The 22,769-nt window shown below is 73.5% G+C and carries 22 protein-coding genes; 9 read left to right on the forward strand and 13 right to left on the reverse strand.

Features of this window, described 5'->3' with window-relative positions:
• Positions 1 to 101 precede the first annotated feature (101 nt).
• A complete protein-coding gene (locus AB0C78_RS35255) occupies positions 102 to 2,954 on the forward strand; it encodes an FAD-linked oxidase C-terminal domain-containing protein (RefSeq protein ID WP_360756623.1) in 2,853 nt (950 codons plus the stop codon).
• A 2-nt stretch (positions 2,955 to 2,956) separates the two neighbouring features.
• Here AB0C78_RS35255 and AB0C78_RS35260 read toward each other — a convergent pair whose 3' ends face one another.
• Positions 2,957 to 3,697 carry an IclR family transcriptional regulator gene (locus AB0C78_RS35260; protein ID WP_151541637.1) on the reverse strand — a complete coding sequence of 247 codons (741 nt, stop codon included), beginning with the start codon at positions 3,695 to 3,697 and terminating at the stop codon, positions 2,957 to 2,959.
• A 105-nt stretch (positions 3,698 to 3,802) separates the two neighbouring features.
• Between AB0C78_RS35260 and AB0C78_RS35265 the strand changes: the two genes are divergently transcribed.
• The 3 genes from AB0C78_RS35265 to dmpG are packed head-to-tail and all read left to right on the forward strand — an operon-like array spanning position 3,803 to position 6,575.
• Positions 3,803 to 4,600: a 2-keto-4-pentenoate hydratase gene (locus AB0C78_RS35265; protein ID WP_360756626.1), complete on the forward strand. Its 798-nt coding sequence runs from the start codon at positions 3,803 to 3,805 to the stop codon at positions 4,598 to 4,600.
• Positions 4,597 to 5,544: an acetaldehyde dehydrogenase (acetylating) gene (locus AB0C78_RS35270; RefSeq protein ID WP_360756629.1), complete on the forward strand. Its 948-nt coding sequence runs from the start codon at positions 4,597 to 4,599 to the stop codon at positions 5,542 to 5,544. Before AB0C78_RS35265 ends, AB0C78_RS35270 begins: the two co-directional genes overlap by 4 nt.
• Positions 5,541 to 6,575, forward strand: a complete 1,035-nt coding sequence (gene dmpG, locus AB0C78_RS35275; RefSeq protein WP_151541634.1) for a 4-hydroxy-2-oxovalerate aldolase — start codon at positions 5,541 to 5,543, stop codon at positions 6,573 to 6,575. The genes AB0C78_RS35270 and dmpG overlap by 4 nt, the downstream gene beginning before the upstream one ends.
• Positions 6,576 to 6,588: 13 nt before the next feature.
• On the opposite strand, the gene AB0C78_RS35280 is transcribed toward dmpG, so the two are convergent.
• The 8 genes from AB0C78_RS35280 to hsaA form a co-directional block, all read right to left on the reverse strand.
• Positions 6,589 to 7,263 (reverse strand): HAD family hydrolase, encoded by a 675-nt coding sequence (locus AB0C78_RS35280; protein WP_360756632.1) that lies wholly within the window; start codon positions 7,261 to 7,263, stop codon positions 6,589 to 6,591.
• 409 nt (positions 7,264 to 7,672) lie between these two features.
• Positions 7,673 to 8,785 (reverse strand): NDMA-dependent alcohol dehydrogenase, encoded by a 1,113-nt coding sequence (locus AB0C78_RS35285; protein WP_360756634.1) that lies wholly within the window; start codon positions 8,783 to 8,785, stop codon positions 7,673 to 7,675.
• Positions 8,786 to 8,898: 113 nt separating this feature from the next.
• Positions 8,899 to 9,654 (reverse strand): glucose 1-dehydrogenase, encoded by a 756-nt coding sequence (locus tag AB0C78_RS35290; protein ID WP_360756637.1) that lies wholly within the window; start codon positions 9,652 to 9,654, stop codon positions 8,899 to 8,901.
• A 9-nt stretch (positions 9,655 to 9,663) separates the two neighbouring features.
• The gene (locus AB0C78_RS35295) at positions 9,664 to 9,894 is read right to left on the reverse strand and encodes a ferredoxin (protein ID WP_360756639.1); all 231 of its coding nucleotides are present in this window, start codon (positions 9,892 to 9,894) and stop codon (positions 9,664 to 9,666) included.
• A gap of 3 nt (positions 9,895 to 9,897) precedes the next feature.
• Entirely contained in the window at positions 9,898 to 11,046 is a 1,149-nt protein-coding gene (locus AB0C78_RS35300) for a Rieske 2Fe-2S domain-containing protein (RefSeq protein ID WP_360756641.1), read from the reverse strand.
• Positions 11,043 to 12,743, reverse strand: coding sequence for an FAD-binding protein (locus AB0C78_RS35305; RefSeq protein WP_360756644.1), 1,701 nt, complete (start codon positions 12,741 to 12,743; stop codon positions 11,043 to 11,045). The genes AB0C78_RS35300 and AB0C78_RS35305 overlap by 4 nt, the downstream gene beginning before the upstream one ends.
• Positions 12,744 to 12,756: 13 nt before the next feature.
• Positions 12,757 to 13,245 carry a flavin reductase family protein gene (locus tag AB0C78_RS35310; RefSeq protein ID WP_360756647.1) on the reverse strand — a complete coding sequence of 163 codons (489 nt, stop codon included), beginning with the start codon at positions 13,243 to 13,245 and terminating at the stop codon, positions 12,757 to 12,759.
• Complete coding sequence (gene hsaA / locus AB0C78_RS35315) at positions 13,242 to 14,408, reverse strand: 3-hydroxy-9,10-secoandrosta-1,3,5(10)-triene-9,17-dione monooxygenase oxygenase subunit (protein WP_360756649.1); 1,167 nt, start codon at positions 14,406 to 14,408, stop codon at positions 13,242 to 13,244. Before hsaA ends, AB0C78_RS35310 begins: the two co-directional genes overlap by 4 nt.
• Positions 14,409 to 14,555: 147 nt before the next feature.
• Here hsaA and AB0C78_RS35320 point away from each other — a divergent pair, with 147 nt between their 5' ends.
• Both AB0C78_RS35320 and AB0C78_RS35325 read left to right on the forward strand, forming a co-directional pair.
• Positions 14,556 to 15,344, forward strand: a complete 789-nt coding sequence (locus AB0C78_RS35320) for an IclR family transcriptional regulator (RefSeq protein ID WP_151541625.1) — start codon at positions 14,556 to 14,558, stop codon at positions 15,342 to 15,344.
• 104 nt (positions 15,345 to 15,448) lie between these two features.
• On the forward strand, positions 15,449 to 16,351 hold the full coding sequence (locus tag AB0C78_RS35325) for a tyrosine-protein phosphatase (protein WP_360756652.1): 903 nt from the start codon (positions 15,449 to 15,451) through the stop codon (positions 16,349 to 16,351).
• 70 nt (positions 16,352 to 16,421) lie between these two features.
• Here the strand turns inward: AB0C78_RS35325 and AB0C78_RS35330 are convergent, their stop codons facing one another.
• The gene (locus tag AB0C78_RS35330) at positions 16,422 to 17,156 is read right to left on the reverse strand and encodes a glucose 1-dehydrogenase (RefSeq protein ID WP_360756655.1); all 735 of its coding nucleotides are present in this window, start codon (positions 17,154 to 17,156) and stop codon (positions 16,422 to 16,424) included.
• Positions 17,153 to 18,292, reverse strand: a complete 1,140-nt coding sequence (locus tag AB0C78_RS35335) for an LLM class flavin-dependent oxidoreductase (RefSeq protein WP_360756657.1) — start codon at positions 18,290 to 18,292, stop codon at positions 17,153 to 17,155. The genes AB0C78_RS35330 and AB0C78_RS35335 overlap by 4 nt, the downstream gene beginning before the upstream one ends.
• Before the next feature lie 101 nt (positions 18,293 to 18,393).
• Here AB0C78_RS35335 and AB0C78_RS35340 point away from each other — a divergent pair, with 101 nt between their 5' ends.
• Complete coding sequence (locus AB0C78_RS35340) at positions 18,394 to 19,074, forward strand: PadR family transcriptional regulator (protein ID WP_360756659.1); 681 nt, start codon at positions 18,394 to 18,396, stop codon at positions 19,072 to 19,074.
• Here the strand turns inward: AB0C78_RS35340 and AB0C78_RS35345 are convergent.
• Positions 19,064 to 19,570: a flavin reductase family protein gene (locus AB0C78_RS35345; protein ID WP_360756662.1), complete on the reverse strand. Its 507-nt coding sequence runs from the start codon at positions 19,568 to 19,570 to the stop codon at positions 19,064 to 19,066. The two genes, AB0C78_RS35340 and AB0C78_RS35345, sit on opposite strands and share 11 nt — an antisense overlap.
• Positions 19,571 to 19,685: 115 nt before the next feature.
• Here AB0C78_RS35345 and AB0C78_RS35350 point away from each other — a divergent pair, with 115 nt between their 5' ends.
• Positions 19,686 to 21,263, forward strand: a complete 1,578-nt coding sequence (locus AB0C78_RS35350; RefSeq protein WP_360756664.1) for a FadD3 family acyl-CoA ligase — start codon at positions 19,686 to 19,688, stop codon at positions 21,261 to 21,263.
• Here AB0C78_RS35350 and AB0C78_RS35355 read toward each other — a convergent pair whose 3' ends face one another.
• On the reverse strand, positions 21,264 to 21,899 hold the full coding sequence (locus AB0C78_RS35355; RefSeq protein ID WP_151541621.1) for a PadR family transcriptional regulator: 636 nt from the start codon (positions 21,897 to 21,899) through the stop codon (positions 21,264 to 21,266).
• 110 nt (positions 21,900 to 22,009) lie between these two features.
• Here AB0C78_RS35355 and AB0C78_RS35360 point away from each other — a divergent pair, with 110 nt between their 5' ends.
• A complete protein-coding gene (locus AB0C78_RS35360; RefSeq protein WP_360756667.1) occupies positions 22,010 to 22,768 on the forward strand; it encodes a glucose 1-dehydrogenase in 759 nt (252 codons plus the stop codon).
• Position 22,769 lies beyond the last annotated feature (1 nt).

Consider the following 22,769-nt stretch of genomic DNA (forward strand, 5'->3'; position numbering starts at 1 on the left):
CGCGCCGCCCGGTGACCGCGCTCGGGACGGCGCGGTACTACCGTCGAGGCCAGGGGCGCCGCCTCGGCGCGGCGGCCCGGGTCCAGGGCGAAGGGGCGGATGTGGGCGATCACGGCGGTCTCGTGGCGGCGCTGCGGCGCGCCGGGGTCAGCGGGGTGGACGACTCGGCGCTGGCCCGGTCGATGTACGCCTCGGACGCCTCGCTGTACCGCGTCCCGCCCGCGGTCGTGGTGACGCCCCGCGACACCGCCGAGCTGCCCGCGGTGCTGGCGGTGTGCCGGGAGTTCGCCGTGCCGCTGACGATGCGGGGCGCGGGCACGTCCATCGCGGGCAACGCGGTCGGCCCCGGCGTGGTCGTGGACGCGAGCCGGCACCTGAACCGGGTGCTTGAGATCAACCCTGACGCCGGGACGGCGCTGGTCGAGCCCGGCATCGTGCAGGCGCGGCTGCACCAGGTCGCGGGCGCGCACGGGCTGCGGTTCGGGCCCGACCCGTCCACCCGGACGCGCGCCACCCTCGGCGGCATGATCGGCAACAACGCGTGCGGGTCGCGGGCGCTCGGCTACGGCCGCACCAGCGACAACGTGCTCGGCCTGGACGTGGTCGCCGGGACCGGGGAGCGGCTGCGGCTCGGCGACGTCCCCGGCGGCCCGGCGGAGAGCCCCCTCCTGGAGCGCCTGCGCGGGCTGGTGGGCGGGAACCTCGCGCTGATCCGCACCGAGTTCGGGCGGTTCGGCCGGCAGGTGTCGGGCTACTCGCTGGAGCACCTGCTGCCGGAGAAGGGCTTCGACGTCGCGCGGGCGCTGGTCGGCAGCGAGGGGACCCTCGCCGTGACGCTCGCGGCGCGGCTGCGGATGGTCCGCGAGCCCGCCCGCCGGCTGCTCGTCGTGCTCGGGTACGGGTCGATGGCCGAGGCCGCCGACGCCGTCCCGGCGATCCTGCCGCACGGCCCGGTCGCCTGCGAGGGGCTCGACTCGCGGATCACGAACGTGGTGCGGGAGCGGCGCGGCCCGGACGCGGTGCCGCCGCTGCCCGAGGGCTCGGGCTGGCTGCTGGTGGAGCTGGCCGGCCCGGAGATCGGGCCGCTGCGCGACACCGCCCGCAAGGTCGTCGCCGAGTCCGGATGCGCCGGCTCGATGCTGGTCGAGGACATGGCGCTGGCGGACGCGCTGTGGCGGATCCGCGAGGACGGCTCGGGCCTGGTCGCGCGCACCCCGGACGGACGGCAGGCGCACGCGGGCTGGGAGGACGCGGCCGTTCCGCCCGAGCGGCTCGGCTCCTACCTGCGCGAGTTCGAGGCGCTCCTCGACGGGCACGGCCTGTTCGGCGTCCCGTACGGGCATTTCGGCGACGGCTGCGTGCACGTCCGCATCGACTTCCCGTTCGACCGTCCCGGCGGCACCCGCGTGTTCCGCGACTTCCTCAACGAGGCGGCGGCGCTCGCGGCGCGGCACGGCGGCACGATGTCCGGCGAGCACGGCGACGGGCGCGCGCGCGGCGAACTGCTGCCGCACATGTACTCTCCCGAGGCACTCGACCTGTGCGCGCAGGTCAAGGACCTCTTCGATCCCGACGACCTGCTGAATCCGGGGATCATCGTCCGGCCCGCTCCGGTGGACGCCGACGTGCGGATGGCGGGCATCGCCCCGGTCACCCGCGCGCAGCTGCCGGCGCTCGGCCTCGCCTACCGCCACAACGGCGGCGACCTGTCACGGGCCGTGCACCGCTGCACCGGCGTCGGCAAGTGCCGCGCCGACAACACCGGGACCGGCGGCGTGATGTGCCCGTCGTACCTCGCTACCCGCGAGGAGAAGGACACCACGCGCGCGCGGGCCCGCGTCCTGCAGGATGTCGTCTCCGGGCATCTCGGTCCCGACGGCTGGAAGTCCGAGGCCTTGCACGACGTCCTCGATCTGTGCCTGTCGTGCAAGGGGTGCGCGTCCGACTGCCCCACCGGCATCGACATGGCGTCCTACAAGGCCGAGGCGCTCCACCAGCGCTACCGCCGCAGGATCCGGCCCCGCGCCCACTACGCGCTCGGCCTGCTGCCACGCTGGACGCGCCTGGCGGCGAAGGCGCCCGCCGCCGTTACGGTGGTGAACGCCGCGATGCGGTCGCGGGCGCTGCGTCCGCTCGTCGCCTGGGCAGCCGGCATCGACCGGCGTCGCTCGCTGCCCGCCTTCGCGCCCGTCACGTTCCGCCGCCGGTTCGCCGCCCACCGCAGCCCGGCGGGCCGCAACGGCGAGGTCGTCCTGTTCGTCGACACCTTCACCGACGCCTTCTCCCCCGACGTCGCCGACGCGACCGTCAAGGTCCTCGAACACGCCGGCTACCGCGTGACCGTCACCGAGCGGCCGGTCTGCTGCGGCATCACGTGGATCTCCACCGGGCAGCTCGACGGCGCCCGCGCCCAGCTCCGCCGTACCGTCCGGACCCTCCTCCCGCCGGTGCGGCGCGGCGCGAAGGTCGTCGGCATGGAGCCGTCCTGCACCGGCGTGCTCCGCTCCGACGCCGAGGAGCTCCTGCGGGGCGTGGACGCGGCCGCCGCCCGCGAGGTCGCCGCCGCCACCCGCACCCTCGCCGAGCTGCTCGGCGAGACCCCGGACTGGACGCCGCCCGACCTGTCCGGCGTCACCGGGATCGCGCAACCGCACTGCCACCACCACGCCGTCATGGGCTGGACGAAGGACGCCGCCCTGCTCGAGGACGCCGGCGCCGCGATCGCCCGGCTCGGCGACTGCTGCGGCCTCGCCGGGAACTTCGGCGTCGAGAAGGGCCACCACGACGTGTCCGTCGCGATCGCCGAGCACCGGCTGCTCCCGGCCGTCCGCGAGGCCGCCGAAGGCGACGTCGTCCTCGCCGACGGCTTCAGCTGCCGCACCCAGCTCGCCGACCTCGCGTCCAGGCGGGGCGAGCACCTGGCCCAGCTCCTGGCCCGCCACCTCCCGGAGTGACGTCAGCGGCGGGCGAGGGTCCGCGACAGGGTGAGGGCGGCTGTGTGGACGGCCGGCGCGACGGCGGCCAGGCGCATGCGGTTGGACCAGCCGGACACCGACAGCGCGCCGATCGCCTCGCCGTCCGGGCCGAGGACGGGGCTCGCCGCGCAGAGGATGCCGTTGCCGGACTCCTCCCGGTCGTACGCGACGCCCTCCTCGCGGATCTTCGCCAGCTCGCGGGTGAACAGCCCGGGCGCGACCACGGTGCGCTCGCCGACCTTGACCAGCCCCGCGTCCAGCACCCCCTGGACGACCTCCGGCGGTGAGAACGCGAGGATCGCCTTGCCGACGCCGGTGGCGTGCGCGGGCAGCCGCCCGCCGACCTGCGACGGCATCCTCGGCGCGTCGGACGCGCCGAGGATCTCCACGTACACGACCTCGGCGCCCTCCAGGACGGCGAGGTGGACGGTCTGCCGCGTCGCCTCCCGCAGGTCCGACATGTACGGCACGGCGGCGTCCCGCAGGACGCGCTGCCGGGGCACCCGCTGGCCGATCTCGAACAGCCTGAGGCCGAGCCGCACCCGCGTCCCCTGCCGCTCCAGCAGCCCCGCCTCCACCAGGTCGAGGGCGATCCGGTGCGCCGTCGAGCGCGGCAGGCCGCTGCGGCGGGCCAGCTCCGCCGCGCCGAGCCCGTCGTCGTCCGCCCGGAAGGCGGTCAGCACCGCGACGGCGCGGCGCAGGAAGGTGTCGTCGGACGGCATGGCCTCACTGTAGAAGACGTGTCCCACCACGCGGGACGGCCGCGTTGCCCGGACGGCCCCCGGCGCGGAAGGCTCGGTGCCAGAGACGACCGAAAGGAAACGGCCATGGACCCGGGTTCAGTGGAGAAGGCTTCGAGGGCCCTCCTCGACGCGTACGCCTCCGGCGTCCCGATCGCCCCGCTCACCGCGTCGCACCCCGGCATGACGGTGGACGACGCGTACGCCGTCCAGCGCGCCCAGTCGGACGCGTGGACCGCCGCGGGCGCCCGGATCAAGGGCCACAAGGTGGGGCTGACGTCGGCGGCGATGCAGCGCCAGATGGGCGTGGACCAGCCGGACTTCGGCGTCCTGCTGGACTCGATGTTCCTGCCGGAGAGCAGCCCGATCGACACGGGCCGCTTCCTGCAGCCGCGGGTGGAGCCGGAGGTCGCGTTCGTGCTCGGCCGGCCGCTGTCCGGCCCCGGCGCCACGGCCGCCGACGCGGTCGCCGCCGTGGAGTACGTGCTGCCCGCGCTGGAGGTCATCGACTCGCGGATCGCCGACTGGAAGATCACGCTGCCGGACACCATCGCCGACAACGCCTCCAGCGGCGGCCTGGTGCTCGGCACCCGGCCCGTCCGGCTCGGCGACCTCGACCTCGCGCTGATGGGCTGCCTGCTGCACCGCGACGGGAACCTGATCGACACCGGCGCGGGCGGGGCGGTGCTGGGCTCGCCGATCAACGCGCTGGTGTGGCTGGCCAACGTGCTGGGCGAGCGCGGCATCGCGCTGGAGGCCGGGCACGTGGTGCTGCCCGGCTCGATCACCGCGGCCGTCCCGGTCGCGCCAGGACAGACGCTCACGGCGACGTTCGCCGGGATCGGTTCGGTCACCGCACGGTTCGGAAAGGAGGAGCTCAAATGAGCGAAGCGACCCGGGGGGCGCGGGGGGTCGTCCCCCCTCGAGAAGGCACGCGCAAGCTGACGGCCGCCATCGTCGGGCCCGGCAACATCGGCACCGACCTGCTGGTCAAGCTGACGCGCAGCGAGCTGATCGACGTCCACTCGATGGTCGGGGTGGTGCCCGACTCCGACGGCCTCGCCCGCGCCCGCAAGATGGGCGTGCCGGCGTCGGCGGAGGGCGTGGACTGGCTGCTGAAGCAGCCGACGCTGCCCGACCTCGTGTTCGAGGCGACGTCGGCGAAGGCGCACCTCGCCAACGCCCCGCGCTACGAGGAGGCGGGGATCACCGCGATCGACCTGACGCCCGCCGCCACCGGGCCGCTCGTGTGCCCGCCGGTGAACCTGGACACGCTGTCGGACGCGCCGAACCTCAACATGATCACCTGCGGCGGGCAGGCGACGATCCCGATCGTGCACGCGGTGTCGTCGGTCGTCCCGGTGCCGTACGCGGAGATCGTCGCGTCGATCGCCTCGCGGTCCGCCGGGCCCGGCACCCGCGCGAACATCGACGAGTTCACCGAGACCACGGCGCGCGCGATCGAGCAGGTCGGCGGCGCGACCCGGGGCAAGGCGATCATCATCCTGAACCCGGTCGACCCGCCGATGATCATGCGGGACACGGTGTTCTGCGCGATCCCGTCCGACGCCGACACCAAGGCGATCGCCGCGTCGATCGAGAAGATGGTCGCCGAGGTCGCCACGTACGTGCCCGGCTACACGCTGCGCGCCGAGCCGCAGTTCGACGAGCCTCGCGACATCTGGAACGGGATGGCCCGCGTCGCGGTGTTCCTGGAGGTCCGCGGGAACGGCGACTACCTGCCGCCGTGGGCCGGCAACCTCGACATCATGACCGCGGCCGCCGCCCGGGTGGGCGAGCAGCTCGCGCGCAGGAAGGCCACCTCATGACCGAGCAGACGGCGGAGAAGATCCGCATCACCGACTCGACGCTGCGGGACGGCAGCCACGCGATGGCGCACCGCTTCACCGAGGAGCAGGTCCGCGGCGTGGTGCACGCCCTGGACAGCGCCGGCGTCGAGGTCATCGAGGTGACGCACGGCGACGGCCTCGGCGGCTCGTCCTTCAACTACGGCTTCTCGCTGGAGGACGACGTCAAGCTCGTCGCCGCGGCCGTGGACGAGGCGACCCAGGCGAAGATCGCGGTGCTGCTGCTGCCGGGCCTCGGCACGGTGAACGACCTGCGGATGGCGCACGACGCGGGCGCGTCGGTGGCCCGGGTCGCGACGCACTGCACCGAGGCGGACGTGTCGCTGCAGCACTTCGCGGCGGCCCGCGAGCTCGGCATGGAGACCGTCGGGTTCCTGATGCTGTCGCACCGGGTCGGCCCGGAGGAGCTGGCGAAGCAGGCGCGGATCATGGTGGACGGCGGCGCGCAGTGCGTGTACGTCGTCGACTCGGCGGGCGCGCTGGTGCTCGGCGAGGCGCAGGAGCGGATCAGCGCGCTGGTCAAGGAGATCGGGCACGAGGCGCAGGTCGGCTTCCACGGCCACCAGAACCTCTCGCTCGGCGTCGCGAACTCGGTGCTGGCGCAGCAGAACGGCGCCCGGCAGATCGACGGGGCGCTGTGCGCGCTCGGCGCGGGCGCGGGCAACTCCCCCACCGAGGTGCTGGTCGCGACGTTCGAGCGGCTCGGCATCCCGACGGGCGTGGACGTGCAGGGCGCGATGGCCGCCGCCGACGACGTGGTGAAGCCGTTCCTGCACCGGCTGCCGTTCGCGGACCGCGGCGCGATCACGCAGGGCTACGCGGGGGTGTACTCCAGCTTCCTGCTGCACGCCGAGCGGGCGGCGGAGCGCTACGGCGTGCCGGCGCACGAGATCCTGCAGAAGGTCGGCGAGGCCGGCTACGTCGGCGGCCAGGAGGACATGATCATCGACGTGGCGCTGCAGCTCGCCGCCGAGCGCGACCGCGCGTCCTGACCGGTCCGCCGCCTCAGGCCCGGGGGCCCGCTCCGGCGAGCGGGCTCCCGTCCAGATCGCCGAGGAGGGCGCGGGGGTCGTCGTAGACGGCCTCCGCGCCCGCCTCTTCCAGCTCGTCCCGGCTCCATCCGCCGGTGAGGACGCCCACGCACGGCATCCCGGCGCGCGCGGCGGCCTCGACGTCCCAGCGGGTGTCGCCGACGAACACGGCCCGCGCGGCGGGCACCCCGGCGCGTTCCAGCGCGAGTTCGACCAGGTCGGGGGCCGGTTTGCTGGCTCCGACCTCCGATGACGAGGTGGCCTCGTCGATCGCGTCGTCGGCGTCGAGCGCGGCGCGCAGCGCCTTCAGCTCGGGGACGGCGGCGGAGCTGGCGAGGACGACGCGGCCGCCGCGCCGGTGGCAGGCGCGCAGCAGGTCGGCGGCGCCGTCGAACGGCTTGAGCCGCGTCCAGTACTGGGCGTAGAGGGCGCTGTGCGCGGACCGGATCGCGTCGTCGGCGTCGCGGTCCCGGTCGCTCGGCAGCAGGTGGTCGAGCAGCTTGTCCGAGCCCATCCCGATGGCCCGGTGGACGTCCGCCATCGGGACCGTGTGGCCGTGCTGCAGGAACGCCTGCCACCACGTCGTGGCGTGCAGGTAGTTGGTGTCGACCAGCGTCCCGTCGACGTCGAAGAGCACCGCATCGATCATGCCGGGGCCCTACCCGCGCGCGGGAGCGGGGGAACCGGTGCCGGCCGCACCTTTGGGCGCGCGTGCGGCCGGCACCGGGGCATGGGGGCGCCCTAGTCGTTGACGGCGGCTGCCGCGCCCGCACCGACGAAAGCGGCGCCGCCGAGGAAACGTCTGCGTGAGGGATCGGGGTGCTCGGTCATGCCGGGGCCCTTCTGTGGGGTGGAGGTCTGGACCGACCGGTAGGCGGAACTCTAAGCGCACTTTGGCGGTCCGACAATAGCTCTTGGCGATCCGCCAATAAGAAAGTGCGGCGTCCCTGGCCCCCGGCTTGGCCGACATAGGACGCCCCCGGCCGCGGGCGCGTCACCGCGTACAGCGAACCGCCCCGCGGCCGGAGCCGCGGGGCGGTGACGGGACGGCGGGCGCGTCAGTGCTCGTGCACGATGACGCCCCGGATGTTCTTGCCGTCGCGCAGGTCCTGGTAGCCCTCGTTGACCTGGTCGAGCGAGTACCGCTTCGTCACCAGCGCGTCCAGGTCGAGCTTGCCCTGGTCGTACAGGCGCAGCAGGCGCGGGATGTCGTACTGCGGGTTCGCCGACCCGAACAGCGACCCCTTGATGGTCTTCTCGAAGAGGGTGAGCACCGCGCCGGACACGTGGATCGTGAGCTTCTCCGGGTGCGCGAGCCCCGTCACCACGAGCGTGCCGCCCTTGCCGATGACGTTGAACGCGGCGCCGACGACCTCCTCGTCCACCACGCCGACCGTCACCAGCGCCTGGTCGGCGCCCTGGCCCCAGGTCAGCTCCATCACCTTGGCGAGCGCCTCGTCCGCGTCGGCGAACGCGTGAGTGGCGCCGAGCTCGAGGGCCTTGTCCCGCTTGAACGCGACGGGATCGACCACCACGACGTTCGCCGCGCCCGCGTGCCGCGCGCCCTGGACGGCGTTGATGCCGACGCCGCCGATGCCGAACACCACGACGGTGTCGCCGGCCCGGACGCCGCCCGCGTACACCGCGCTCCCCCAGCCGGTCGGGACGCCGCAGCCGACCAGGACCGCCGTCTCCAGCGGCAGCCAGTCGTCGACCTTCACCACCGAGTGCTGCGAGATGGTCGCGTACTGGCTGAACGTGCCGATCATGCACATGGCGCCGAAGTCCTCGCCGCCGCCGTGGAAGCGGAACGTGCCGTCGGGCAGGTCGCCGTTCAGGATCGTCGCGCCCATGTCGCAGATGCTCTGCCGCCCGGTCGAGCAGTAGCGGCACGTCCCGCAGTTGGGGATGAAGCTGCACACGACGTGGTCGCCCGGCGCGACCTTGGTGACGCCGGTGCCGACCTCCTCGATGACGCCGGCGCCCTCGTGCCCGCCGACGATCGGGAACCGCGGCACCAGGTCCCCGTCGGTGAGGTGCAGGTCGGAGTGGCACAGGCCGGCCGCGACGTAGCGGATGAGGACCTCGCCGTCCTTCGGGCCGTCCAGGTCGAGCTCGGTGATCTCGAACGGCTTGCCGGGTCCCGCGAGTACTGCTGCCCTGGTCTTCACGCGCCTGACCTCCCGGTCCGTGAGTGAGGTACCTCACAACGTAACCCCGCTCGCGGCCCCCGGAAAGGGTGCGAGCCGGGGCGGGACGGGCCCGCCCCGGCTCGATGGGCCGGTCAGTAGCCGGGGCCGCTCAGCAACCCGCCGTCCACGAGGATCTCGGTGCCGGTGCAGTAGGCGGACTCGTCGGACGCGAGGTACACCGCGGCGCCCGCCACGTCGTCCGGCTCGCCCCAGCGCGGGATCGGCAGCGCCTTGAAGAACGCGTCGGCGTCGACCTCCACGCCCTGCGCGACCTCCGGGTCCAGGGCCAGCTCCGTCGCGATCCCGCCGGGATGGATCGAGTTCACCCGGATGCCGAACCTGCCGAGCTCCTGAGCGCCGGCCTTGGTGATGCCGCGCACGCCGAACTTGCTCGCCGCGTAGGCCGACAGCCCCGCCGCCGCCGCGTAGCCCTCGATTGAGGACGTGTTGACGATCGAGCCGCCGCCCGCCGCCTTCATCGGCCCGACGACCGCCCGCATCCCGAGCCACGGGCCGACCAGGTTCACGTCGAGGACCTGCTGCAGCTGCTCGCGCGTCATGTCGGTCAGCAGCCGGTGCCGCAGGATCCCCGCGTTGTTGACCAGCACGTTCAGCGTCCCGAACCGGTCGACGGCGGTCGCGACCGCGCGCTCCCAGTCGTCCTCGCTCGTCACGTCCATCGGGACGAACACCGCGCCGGTGTCCGCCGCGACGGCCGCGCCGCGGTCCTCCAGCAGGTCGCCGAAGACCACCCGCGCGCCCTCCGCGGCGAACCGGCGCACGTGCGCCTCGCCGATCCCGCGCGCGCCGCCGGTGATCAGCGCGACCTTGCCGTCAAGCCTTGCCATCCTCGTCCCTCACTCCGGGTTCTCGATCCGCACCAGGCCCTCGGCGACCGCCCACTCGATGGACGCGCGCAGCGCCCCGCAGTGCCGGATGCGGGCGCCGGGCTCGCCGGCCGCCACCCGCGGGGCGAGCTCCCCGCAGGCGGCGCCGGCCGCGGCCGTCCACTGCACGCTGGTGTGCGGCGGGCTCTTCTTCTCGACCAGGACGCGGGCCCCGCACGCCCGGCAGTCGACCGGCTGCATCCGCTAGGCCCGCATCGACTCGGGGATCACGGAGAACGACACGCCGTTCGCCACATTCTCGGCGACCTCCGTGCGCCACGTCTCGACGGCGCGGGAGGTGTCGATCTCGAACTCGAACCGGTCGGTCATCTCCGGCGTGACGTCCTCGACGTCCACGTAGAACTGCTTGTACCAGCGGCGCAGCTGGTAGACGGGGCCGTCCTGGTCGCACAGCAGCGGGTTGTCGATCGCGGTCTTGTTCTTCCAGATCTCGACGTCCTGCATGAAGCCGAGGCCGACGCCCTCGGCGACCTGCGCGGCGGTCGCGTCCGCCTCCTCGGCGGACATGCCGGGGAACTTCTTCACGATCACGCCCCACTGGAGCATGAAGGAGGTTGGGCTGATCGGGTAGTGGCAGTTGATCAGGACGGTCTCGACCGTCATGTCCTCCGCCTTGTTCCACAGGTAGTCGATCATGTACGAGGGGCCGTAGTAGGCCGCCTCGGACTTCTGGTCGATCTTCTGCGGCGGGCCCGGGACGAACCCGAGGTAGGCGTCGTCGCGGGACGTCCCGTCGAAGAACTGGGTGGCGACGTGGCCCTCGAAGACGTTCTTGAAGTACGTCGGCAGCGCGTAGTGGATGTAGAAGAAGTGCGCCATGTCCACGACGTTGTCGACGATCTCGCGGCAGTGCGAGCCGTCCACCCGGAGCGTGTTCCAGGTCCAGCCGCTCCACTCGTCGCTGAACGCGCCCTCGATCCGCGGGATCGTCACCTCGGGCGGCGGCGGGTTGCCCTGCGGGTCGTTCCAGACGAACAGCTGCTTGTTCTCCTCCAGCACCGGCCAGGCGCGGGTCCGGGCGCCGCGCGGCGCCCGCTTGGCGTAGGGGATGCCCGCGCACTTGCCGTCGCCGCCCCACCGCCAGTCGTGGAACGGGCAGGCGATGGCGTCGCCCTTGACGGTGCCCTGCGTCAGGTCGCCGCCCATGTGGGGGCAGTAGCCGTTGAGGACGTTCAGCTTGCCGTTCTCGCCCTGGAACACGACGAGCTTGGTGCCGAACGCCTCGACGGCGTGCGGCTTGCCGTCGCGGAACGCGTCGGCAAGGCCGAGGCAGTGCCAGCCCCGGGCGAACCGCTCCGGGGGCGGGGCGGCCTCGATGACGCGGTGGTTCATGATGTGCCTCCTTGCGTGGCCGGCTCGTCGCCGGCGGCCTCGACGGCGGCTGCTTGCTGGGCGATGTGGGTGGCGGCGGCGTAGCCGAAGGTCATGGCCGGCCCGATGGTCGCGCCGGGGCCCGGGTAGGTCTCGCCGGTCACCGCCGACGAGCAGTTCCCCGTGGCGTACAGGCCCTCGATGGCGGACCCGTCGGAGCGCAGCACGCGGGCGTCGGCGTCGGTGACGAGGCCGCCCTTGGTGCCGATGTCTCCGGGCACGACCGGGACCGCGTAGAACGGACCCTTCTCCAGCGGCGCGAGGTTCGGGTTCGGCAGCGTCGGGTCGCCGTAGTAGTTGTCGTAGGCGCTGTCGCCGCGCCCGAAATCGGTGTCCTTGCCGGTACGGGCGAACTCGTTGAACCGTTTGAAGGTCGCTTCGAGCCGCTCGGCCGGGACGCCGATCGCGGCGGCGAGCTCGGCGGGCGTGTCCCCCGTCTTGAGGAAGCCGCTCTCGCGCCACTTCTTCGGGAACGGCTGGCCGGGGAACAGCCCGACGAACACGTAGCGGGCCTTGGCGCGCGCGTCGACGATCATCCAGGAGTCCATCGCGGGCGCGCCGTGCTCGTACATCCGGTCGACGAACTCGTGGTACGGCAGCGACTCGCGCGCGTACCGCTCGCCGTTGCCGTCCACGATCACCATGGACGGGATGGCCCGGTCGGCGACCAGGAAGAACAGCCGCCCGTCCGGGGTCGGGACGGACGGCGCGCCCCATACCTTGTCCATCAGGTCGACGGCGGCGCCGAGCTTCAATCCGGCCCGCAGGGTGTCCCCGGTCTGCCCCTCGGCGGCGTGCGTCCACTCCGTCTTCGTCGGGGACGGGAGGTACTGCTCGCGCAGCGCCTGGTCGTGGGAGAACCCGCCCGCCGCGAGGACGACGCCGCGCCGCGCGCGGACCGTCACGTCGCGGCCGCCGCGGCGGACCGTGACGCCGGCGACCCGCCCGTCCTCGACGACCAGGTCCTGGAACGGGCTGGACAGCCACAGCTCGCCGCCCGCCTCCGCGAGGGCCAGCCGCAGCCGGGCGATCAGCGCCTCGCCGAGCGACAGCAGCCGCCGCCCGGTCAGCAGGACGCCGACCGCGCGGAGGCCGACGCGCATCGCCGTCCGCTTGCCCTTCCACGTCCGGGTGACCATGTTGAGCTTGCCGAAGTCGGCGGACGTCATCGTCAGCCCGTAGGTGGGCAGCCCGGCGCGGCGCATCCCCGCGAACTCGGGGCCGAGCTTGCGGCCGTCCACGATGCACGGCTCGACCGACCGGCCCTCCGGCTTCCCGCCCGGTGCCTCCGGGTAGTAGTCGGAGTAGCCCGGCGTGTACGCGAACCGCACCCAGCGGGTCCGGTCGTGCAGGAAGCGCAGCATCTCGGGGCCGCGGGTCAGGTACGCGTGCTTGCGCTCGTCCGGCACGCGGTCGCCGACCGTCGCGTCCATGTAGGCGCGGGCGTTCGCGAGGGTGTCGCGCTGCCCGGCCCGCTCCAGGTAGAGGTTGTTCGGGATCCAGACGGCGCCGCCGGACAGGGCCGTCGACCCGCCGTACCGGTCGGTCTTCTCCACGACGAGCGCGGTCAGGCCGTGCGCCCGGGCGGTGACCGCCGCGGCGAGCCCGCCCGCGCCGGAGCCGACCACGACGACGTCGTACTCGTGTTCTCGTTCCATGTTCCTTCTCCGGCTAGTGGAAGGCGCCGGCGGCGTAGTCGCCGCGGAAGTACAGCAGCGGCCCGTGGTCGCGCCGGTCGTGCAGCTCGCGGACGGCGCCCACCACGATCAGGTGGTCGCCGGCCTCGTGGACGTCCTCGATCGCACAGTCGATCGCGGCGAGCGCCCCGTCAAGGTGCGCGGTGCCGTGCGGCGAGGCCGTCCAGCCGACGCCGGCGAACTTGTCGGCGCCGCTCACCGCGAACGCCCGGCACACCTCCCGCTGGTCCTCGGCGAGGACGTTGACGGCGAAGCGGCCGGTCGCGGCGATCCGCGGCCAGCTCGTGGACGTGCGGGCCACGCAGAACATCACCAGCGGCGGGTCCAGCGACAGCGACGCGAACGACTGGCAGGCGAGGCCCGCCGGGCGCCCGTCGCCGTCCACGGACGTGACGACGGTGACGCCCGACGCGAACCGGCCGAGCACGTCGCGGAAGCGGGCCCCGGAATCCGGGCCGCTCATATCATCGTGTCCGTCACCTCGAGGCCCAGCGCGCCCATCCCGTACAGGGTCAGCGCCCGCTCGGGGTCGTTGACGGCGTGGACGCGGCCGGCGTGCGCGTCGCGCCAGCCGCGCTGCACCGGGTGGCCCTCCTTGAGCGCGTGGCCGCCCGCGTTCTCGAACAGCAGGTCGACGGCCCGGATCGCGCGCGCGGTCGCCATGACCTGGTCGCGGCGGGTGCGCAGCCGCAGCTTCAGCGAGAACTCCTCCCCCGCCTCGGCCGCCGCCATCAGCTCGCGGATGTTGCGCTCCATCAGCGTCCACGCGGCGTCGATCTCGCCCGCGGCGGTGGCGATGCGGACCTGCGCGTGCGGGTCCTCGGCCACCTTCTGGCCGCCGTAGGACACGCGGATGCGCTCGCGGGTCGCCTTCAGGTAGGCGTCCAGGGCGCCCTGCGCGATGCCCGCGATCGGCATGCTGATCGTCGTGGAGAACACCGCCGCGAACGGCAGCCGGTACAGCGGCGCCTTGTTGACCTCGTGGCCGGGGCAGGCGCACACGGAGGTGTCGGCGAAGCTCAGCGTCCGGTGCTCGGGGACGAACACGTCCTCGACGACGATGTCGTTGCTGCCGGTGCCGCGCAGCCCGATGGTGTGCCACACGTCGTCGATCCGGTAGTCGGCGCGGGGCAGCAGGAACGTCCGCATGTCGACCGGGTTGCCGTCGGGCCCCGGGACGAGCCCGCCGAGGAACACCCAGTCGGCGTGGTCGCAGCCGGACGAGAAGCTCCACCGGCCGCTCACCCGGAACCCGCCGTCCACCGGCGTGATCTTGCCGGTCGGCGCGTACGACGAGGAGATCCGCGTGTTCGGGTCGGCGCCCCACACCTCCTCCTGCGCCCGGACGGGGAACAGCCCGAGCTGCCAGGGGTGGACGCCGACGACCGAGGCGACCCAGCCGGTGGAGCCGCAGGCCGCGGAGATCTCCCGGACCGCCGTGTAGAAGGTCGCCGGGTGCGCCTCGTGGCCGCCGAACGCCTTCGGCTGCAGCAGCCGGAAGAACCCCGTCCCGGCCAGCTCCTTGATCGTGGACTCCGGGACCCGGCGCGCCTCCTCGGCCTCGCCGGCCCGTTCCGCGATCGCGGGCACGAGGTCGCGCACCGCCTCCAGAACCTGCTCGCTCATGCTCGCTCCTTGCTCGGACACTCGTCCCCCGGGCGCCGTTCCGGGTGATCCGGCTCACCCGGGAGTTGCGTGCACGCTAGGCATGGTGTTCCAATTAGAAATACCAACTTCCCGCTGAGTGGGAGACAAGCCGGGAGGAACCACCCCATGGCGGCACCCGCCGCGGCGTCCGCGCCGCCCCTGGAGTCCTCGATGCTCGCCCGCGCGGCCCGCATCCTGTACTCCTTCACGAGCACGAGCCCCGAGCTGTCGATGAGCGACGTGGTCCGGCGCACCGGCCTGCCCCGCTCGTCGGTGCACCGCATCCTCGACCAGCTCGTCCAGCTGCGCGCCCTGGAGCGGACCGGGTCGCGCTACCGGCTCGGCCTCGGCCTGCTCGAGCTCGGCGCGCTCGCCGTGCACCAGAACCGGCTGCGCGAGACGTCCCTCCCCCACCTGCGCCGGCTGCACGAGACGACCGGCATGCTGGTGCACCTCGCCGTGCTGGACGGGCCCGAGATCGTCTACCTGGAGAAGATCGGCGACGGGCCGGAGGGGCGCGTGCCGTCCCGGCTCGGCGGCCGGCAGCCCGCCTACTGCACCGGCGCCGGCAAGGCCCTGCTGGCGTTCGCCGGCGAGGACGAGCTCGCCGAGACGCTCGCCGCCGGGCTGCCCGCCCGCACCAAGTTCACGATCACCGACCCGGGCGCGCTCCGCCGCGAGCTGGCCTACATCCGCGACCACGGCGTCGCGTTCGACCGCGAGGAGGGGCACCGGGGGGTGTCGTGCGTCGCCGCGCCGCTGCGCGACGCGACCGGGCGCGGCGTCGCGGCCATCTCCGTCTGCGGCCCGCCGTCCCGGATGGACGCGCGTCGCGTCGTCCCGCCGCTGCTGACCACCGCCCGCGACGTGTGGCGGGCCCTTTTCACCGCCACCCCCCGCACCCGCACCCGCTGACGCGGGTCGGATCGGCCTCCCGCTCATCGGGAAAGCGCGGAGGCGCGTCCGGCAGGGGTTCCTACGGTGTGAGCCACCTCTCACCCCCTTCCAGGAGGATCCCCATGCCTTCGATTCGTGGCGCGGGCGTCGCCGCGCTCGTCGCGGCGGGCGGCCTGCTCGTCTCCCCCGCGGCGGCCGCGGCGGCGCCCGTCCCGGCTCCGGCGGCCGTCGCCCCGGTGCAGGACGCGCTGCAGGGCACCGTCAACTTCCGCGACCTCGGCGGATACCGGACGGTCTCGCACGCGCGCGTCCGGCCCGGCCTGGTGTTCCGGACGGACGCGCTGAACCGCACGACGGACGCCGACCTCGGCGCGCTGGCCCGGCTCGGCGTCCGCGAGGTCGTGGACTTCCGCACGCCGGGCGAGGTCGCCGGCGACGGCGCGGACCGGCTGCCGCCCGGCCTCGCCGTGACGGCGCGCCCGATCTCCGACGGCGGCATGTACGCGGCCGTGAACGCGGCGATCGGGTCGAAGGACCCGGCGAAGCAGGACGCGGTGCTCGGCGGCGGGCGCGGCGCGGAGATCATGCGGACGCTGTACCGGACGTTCGTCAGCGACGCCGGTTCGCGCGCGGCGTTCGGCCGCACGCTGCGCGACGCCGCCGACCGGCCGGGGACGCCGCTGGTCTTCCACTGCACCAGCGGCAAGGACCGGACCGGCTGGATGAGCTACCTGCTGCTGCGCGCGCTCGGCGTCCCGGACGCGACCGCCCGCTACGACTACCTGCTGTCGAACCGGTACCGGCAGGACGCCGACGCGGCCACGCGGGCGCAGCTCAAGGCGGCCGGATACATGCAGGACCCCGACCTGCTGATCCCGATCCAGGAGGTCCGCGCCGACTACCTGGACTCGGCGCTCGACGAGGTGCGCCGCTCGTACGGCACGCTCGACCGCTACCTGCGCGTCGGCCTGGGCGTCGACGCCCCCACCCAGGCACGCCTCCGCCACACCCTCCTCGCCCACTAGAAACGTCGAGGTGTGGCGTGTCGCCCTCAGGAGACCGCTCATAGGGGCGACACGCCACACCTCAAGGGGGTCAGCCGGTGCTGAGGCCGCCGTCCACGGCGAGTTCGGCGCCGGTGATGTAGGCGGACGCGTCCGAGGCGAGGAACAGGACGAGGCCCGCGACGTCCTCGGGGATCCCGGCGCGGCCGAGCGGGACGCGCGGCGCCTTGCCCGCGCCGCGCTCCACCCCGATGCTCGCGATCATCGGGGTGTCGATCACGCCGGGGTGGACGGAGTTGACGCGGATCCCGTCCGCGCCGAGGTCGAGCGCGGCGGACAGGGTCAGGCCGCGCAGCCCGAACTTGCTCGCGCCGTAGGCGGAGTGCCCGCGGATGCCGCGCAGCCCGGCGGTCGAGGAGATGTTCACGATCGACCCGCCGCCCCGCTCGCGCATCGCGGGCACCACCGCCCGGACGCCGAGGAACGGGCCGACGAGGTTGATCCGCAGGATCTCTTCGAAGTTCTCGCGGGTCTCGTCGGCGACCGGGGCGGTGCGCCAGATCGCGGCGTTGTTGACCAGCACGTCCACGCCGCCGAACTCCTCGCGGGCGACGGCGACCACCCGCTCCCAGTCATCGGCCGAGGCCACGTCGTGGCGGATGAAGCGGGCGGCGTCCCCGATGGAGCCCGCCAGCGCCGCGCCCTCCGCCTCCAGGACGTCGGTGAGCACGACCCGGGCGCCGGCCTCGGCGAGCATCCGCGCCTCGGCCTCGCCCTGCCCGCGCGCGGCGCCCGTGACGACCGCGACCTTCCCGTCGAGCCTCATCGGCGGGCCGCGGCCCGGTCGGCGGCCCGGAAGTGCGGGATGACGGTCTCGCCCCACTGCCGGATCGTCTCCATGCACACGTCCTGCGGGACGGTGCCCATCTGGATCAGGCACATGATCTCGTCCACGCCGATGTCGGCGAGCCGCTGGACGTACTCGATCGCGTACTCGGCGGTGCCGTAGGCGTGCTCGGCGTTGAAGGTGCCGGTGTCCTGCGGGCGGGCCGGGATGTTGGCCTCGTTGAGCTTGGCGACGAGCGCCTCCTTGTCGCGGGCGAGGGCGGCGATGTTGTCGTCGTCCTCGGTGTCCTCGGCGGGGGCGGGGCCGTGGCCGTACCAGTGCGCGATGGACTCGGCGAAGAACCGCTGGCCGCGCGCGCCGATCCGCAGGGCGCGGTCACCGTCGTCCAGCACGATCGTCGGGCAGAGCGCCACGAACTTGTCGGTGGTGTCGGTGGTGACGAGCCGCTCCGGGGCGCGCGTGCGGACGGTGTCCCAGTAGAGGTCGTACATCTCCTTGACCTCCTCGGGGCCGGCGAAGCCCATCACCAGGGCGCCGACACCGAGCGCGGCGGCGAGCTTGACCGTGTCGCGCTTGGAGCAGGCCATGTAGAGCGGCGGGTGCGGGGTCTGCACCGGACGCGGCAGGATCTTCGCGGGGCCGACGTCGAGCAGGTCGGTGTGCCAGTCGACCTCGTCCTTGCGCCAGGCGTTGGCGAGAAACCGCAGCGACTCCTCCATCTGCGGGTAGGTCTCGGACGGCTCGACGCCGTACATGCCCATCTCCATGCGGGTGGAGCCGCGGCCACCGCCGACGTCGAGCCGGCCGCCCGACAGCGCGTCCAGCATGCCGACCCGCTCGGCCACCCGGACGGGGTGGTTGTAGTTGAACGGCATGCAGATCACGCCGTGCCCGATGCGGATCCGGGACGTCCGGGCGGCGACCCAGCTGAGGAAGATCTCGGACGCGGTCATGTGGGCGTAGCGCTCGAGGCCGTGGTGCTCGACGGCCCAGACGCGGTCGAAGCCCATCTCCTCCCCGTAGACGGCCTGGTCGACGCTGTCGAGCAGGAGCCGCCGCTCGCGCTCGGGCGTCGGCTTCGCCAACTGGGCCTCGAAGATCATCGAGAACTGCATCGGGGGGCACCTCCAGTATTTCGGTTCGGAATATTCCTAACAGATATATGTCAGGACCGCCACATGACCGTCCGGCATGCCGCGGCGGCTACGCTGGCCGGGTGAGCGACACGGCGACGAGCGGCAGCGCACCCCAGGGCGGCACGGTGAAGGGCAGCACGGCGGAGGACGGGGCGGCGCGGGACGGGGCGGCGCAGGACGGGATCCCGAACCTGCCGCCGACGAGCTGGGCCGTGCTCGGGCTGCTGTCCTTCGGTGAGGAGCTCTCGGGCTACGACCTGAAGAAGTGGGCCGACTGGAGCCTCAAGTTCTTCTACTGGAGCCCCTCCTACAGCCAGATCTACGGCGAGCTGAAGCGGCTGGAGAAGATCGGGTACGCCACGTCCCGCGTCGAGCTGACCGAGAGCACCCGCGGCAAGCGCGTCTACACCATCACCGAGGACGGCATGGCCGCGGTGTCGCGCTGGGCGCGCGAGGCGCCGGTCGAGCCGCCCGTCCTCAAGCACGGCGTCATGCTCCGGACCTGGCTCGGCCACCTGATGGAACCGGACCGGCTCCGCGAGATCCTCGAGCAGCACGGCGAGTACGCCGAGAAGATGAGCCGGCGCGCGCAGGCCGACGCCGACGGCGCCGCCGAGGTGGCCGAGTGGGCGTACCCGGAGCTGGTGCTGCGCTGGTCCCAGCGCTACTACGAGGCCGAGCGCGAACTGACCCGCACGATGCTCGCCGACCTGGACGAGCTCGCCGCCGGATCCGCGAAGGGCCGGCCGCTCAGCTCGTGAGCGCATGGCCGAAGCCGCCGCGGAAGAACAGCAGCGGCCGCTCGGCCCGCCCGGCGGCCAGGTCGCGGACCCGCCCGATCACGATGGAGTGGTCGCCGCCCGGCAGCTCCCGCTCGATGTCGGCCTCGATCCACGCCAGCGCGCCGTCCAGCAGCGGCGAGCCGCCCGGCCCCGGCGTCCAGGGCACGCCGGCGAACTTGTCCCGGCCCGCCATCGCCCGGCACACCTCGCCCTGATCCGCGGCCAGGACGTTAACCGCGAACCGGCCCGCCGCGCGCACCCGCGGCCAGGTCGTGGACGCGGCGCCGGGGCAGAAGCACACCAGGGGCGGGTCCAGCGACAGCGACGAGAACGACTGGCACGCCATGCCGACCGGCTCGTCCCCGTCCATCGCCGTGACGACCACGACGCCCGTGCAGAACGTGCCGAGGACCCGGCGCATCCGCTCCCCGCTCACCGGTTCCACCGTCTCCTCCATCGTCGCGTGCGCCGCCATGCGTCCTCCCGATGCATCGAATCGATATATTTCTAATAGAAACATTCCGATTAGAAGCATCCCTGTGGTTCCATGTCAAGGCGCCCGGCTTCCCTGTCCGGCCCGAAGGAGGACGATGCCAGCCGACCTGACCCCCGCCACGATCCCCGCGCTCGTCCGGCACGCGGCCCGCGTCCACGGCGACCGCGAGGCGCTGGTGACCGAGACCGCGCACGGCCCGGTCCGCCGGACGTTCGCGCAGCTCGGAGCCGACGTCGAGGCGGCGGCGCGGGCGGCGGCCGGGGCCGGTGTCCGGCCCGGCGACCGGGTGGCGATCTGGGCGCCGAACAGCGCGGAGTGGGTCGTCGCGGCGCTCGGGCTGGTGAGCGCGGGCGCGGTGCTCGTGCCGCTGAACACCCGCTACCGGGCCGCCGAGGCGGCCGACATCCTGCGCCGCAGCCGCGCCACCGCGCTGTTCACCGTGCGCGGGTTCCTCGGCACCGACTATCCGGCGATGCTGGCCGCCTCGGGCGCCGACCTGCCCGGCCTCCGGCTGACCGTCCTGCTGGAAGGCGAGCCCGACGGCACCGCCGTGAGCTGGGCGGATCACCTCGCGGGCGGCGCCTCCGTGAGCGCGGAGGAAGCGCGGAAGCGGGCGGAGGCGGTGCGCGCCGAGGACGTGTGCGACATCGTCTTCACCTCCGGCACCACCGGGCGTCCCAAGGGCGCGATGTCGACGCACGGCCAGACGCTCCGCGTCTTCCAGGCGTGGAGCGAGGTCGCCACGCTGCGGCCGGGCGACCGGTACCTGCTGATCAACCCGTTCTTCCACACGTTCGGCTACAAGGCGGGCGTGCTCGCGTGCCTGCTGAACGGCGCGACGATGCTGCCGGAGGCGGTGTTCGACGCCGAGCGCGCCGCGCGGCGGCTCGCCGACGAGCGGGTCACCGTGCTGATGGGCCCGCCGACGATCTTCTCGTCGCTGCTCGCGCTGCCCGGCCGGCCGCCGCACGCGCTGCGGCTCGCGGGGACGGGCGCGGCCGACGTGCCGGTCGACCTCGTCCGCCGGATCCGCGCCGAGCTCGGCGTGCCGGACGTGTTCACCGCCTACGGGCTGAGCGAGGCGTGCGGCGTCGCGTCGGTCTGCCCGGTGGACGCCGACGCCGAGACCGTCGCGCACACCACCGGCCCGGCGCTGCCGGGCACCGAGATCCGGATCGCCGCGGCGGACGGCCGGCCGCTGCCGCCCGGCGAGACCGGCGAGATCCTGGTGCGCGGCTACAACGTGATGAAGGGCTACCTGGACGACCCGGACGCCACCGCGCAGGCCGTCGACCCGGACGGCTGGCTGCGCACGGGCGACTGCGGCCGCCTCGACGAGCGCGGCTACCTGACCGTCACCGGCCGGATAAAGGACATGTTCGTGGTCGGCGGGTTCAACGCCTACCCGGCGGAGATCGAAGGCGTGCTCGTCCGGCATCCGGCGATCGCGGACGCGGCGGTCATCGGGGTGCCGGACGCGCGGCTCGGCGAGGTCGGCGCGGCGTTCCTCGTCCTGGCGGAGGGCGGCGAGATCGACGACGCGGAGCTGACCGGCTGGCTGCGCGAGCGGCTCGCCAACTTCAAGGTGCCCCGGCACTTCCACGTCGTGGACGAGCTGCCCCGCAACGCGAGCGGGAAGGTCGTCAAGGGGGAACTGCGGGAGCGGGCGTGATCAGCCGGAGGCCCGGGTGGGCGTGCCCGCGGGCGGGACGGCCCGCCCGGACGCGAGCAGTTCGTCCAGGTCGGCGAGCATCTGGTCGGCCAGGTCGCGTTCGGCCGCGTAGTAGCGGGTCGCCCAGCGCGCCACCAGTTCGGGGTAGGCCCAGCCGGACACGGACGCCGCGTACGAGCGGGAGTACTCCGCCTCCTCCAGCAGCCGCTGGGCGTCGTCGCGGTGCTCGGTCACGATCTGCCGGAGCCGCTCGGGCGTGGCGAGGTGGCCGAGCCACACGCGCAGGGCCGTGCCGTGCTTGAGGACGGGCGGTTCGACCGGGGCCCGCTCGACCCAGCCGGTGAGCGCGTCGCGGCCGGCGGGGGTGATGGTGTAGACGCGCCGGGACCGGCCGTCGGCGGCGGTGCCGAGGTGCGACTCGGCGTAGCCGACCCGCTCCAGCCGCTTGAGCTCGGTGTAGATCTGGCTCATCGCGGGGCTCCAGTAGAAGAACCGCAGGATGTGCTCGGCCCACTGGCGGATCTCGTAGCCGGTCAGCCCCTCCCCGAAGGAGAGGACGCCGAGCACGGCCCACGCCGTGGCGGGGAGCCGTTCGCCGGGCGGTTCGGAGCCGGGCGGTTCGGAGGGGCGCGCCATGGCGACCAGCCTAGCCACCTGCCGGGGTCTGACGCGTCACACCCCGACAGAGATGTTCCAATTTGGAATACGCTGCAGAAGAAAGCGCACGTCAGAGCAAGGAGAGGGACATGTCCGGACTGCAGGACAAGGTAGTGATCGTGACGGGCGGGGCCCGGGGCCTGGGCGCCGCGGCCGCCGCGCGGATGGCCCGCGACGGCGCGAAGATCGTCGTCACGGACCTGCTGGAGGAGCCGGGCACCAAGACCGCGGCCGAGGTCGGCGGGCTGTTCGTCCGGCACGACGTGACCGACCGGGAGGGCTGGCGCGCCGTCACCGAGGCGGCGCTCGGCGCCTACGGCCGGATCGACGGGCTGGTCAACAACGCCGGCATCGCATCGAACTCGCTGATCGAGAACGAGTCGCCGGAGTACTTCGAGAAGGTGCTGAGGATCAACCTGTTCGGGGTGTTCCTCGGCCTGCAGGCCGTGATCGAGCCGATGAAGGCGGCGGGCGGCGGCTCCATCGTCAACATCTCCTCCGCGGCCGGGCTGACCGCGCTGCCGCTGACCTCCGGGTACGGCGCGTCCAAGTGGGGCGTCCGCGGCCTCACCAAGATCGCCGCGACGGAGCTGGGCCGGCACCGGATCCGGGTCAACTCCGTGCACCCCGGCATGACCTACACGCCGATGACCGCCGAGCACGCCACCCCCGGCGAGGGCGGCTTCCCGCTCGCCGCGCTCGGCCGCGTCGGCGTGCCCGAGGAGATCGGCGAGGCGGTGTCCTTCCTCATCTCGGACGCGGCGGCCTACGTGACCGGCGCCGAGCTGGCCGTGGACGGCGGCTGGACGGCCGGCGAGGTCGTCATGATGGCGCAGGCGGCCAGCTGAC

This window comes from Actinomadura sp. NPDC048394 (genome assembly GCF_040651755.1).
GTDB lineage: Bacteria > Actinomycetota > Actinomycetes > Streptosporangiales > Streptosporangiaceae > Spirillospora > Spirillospora montaniterrae.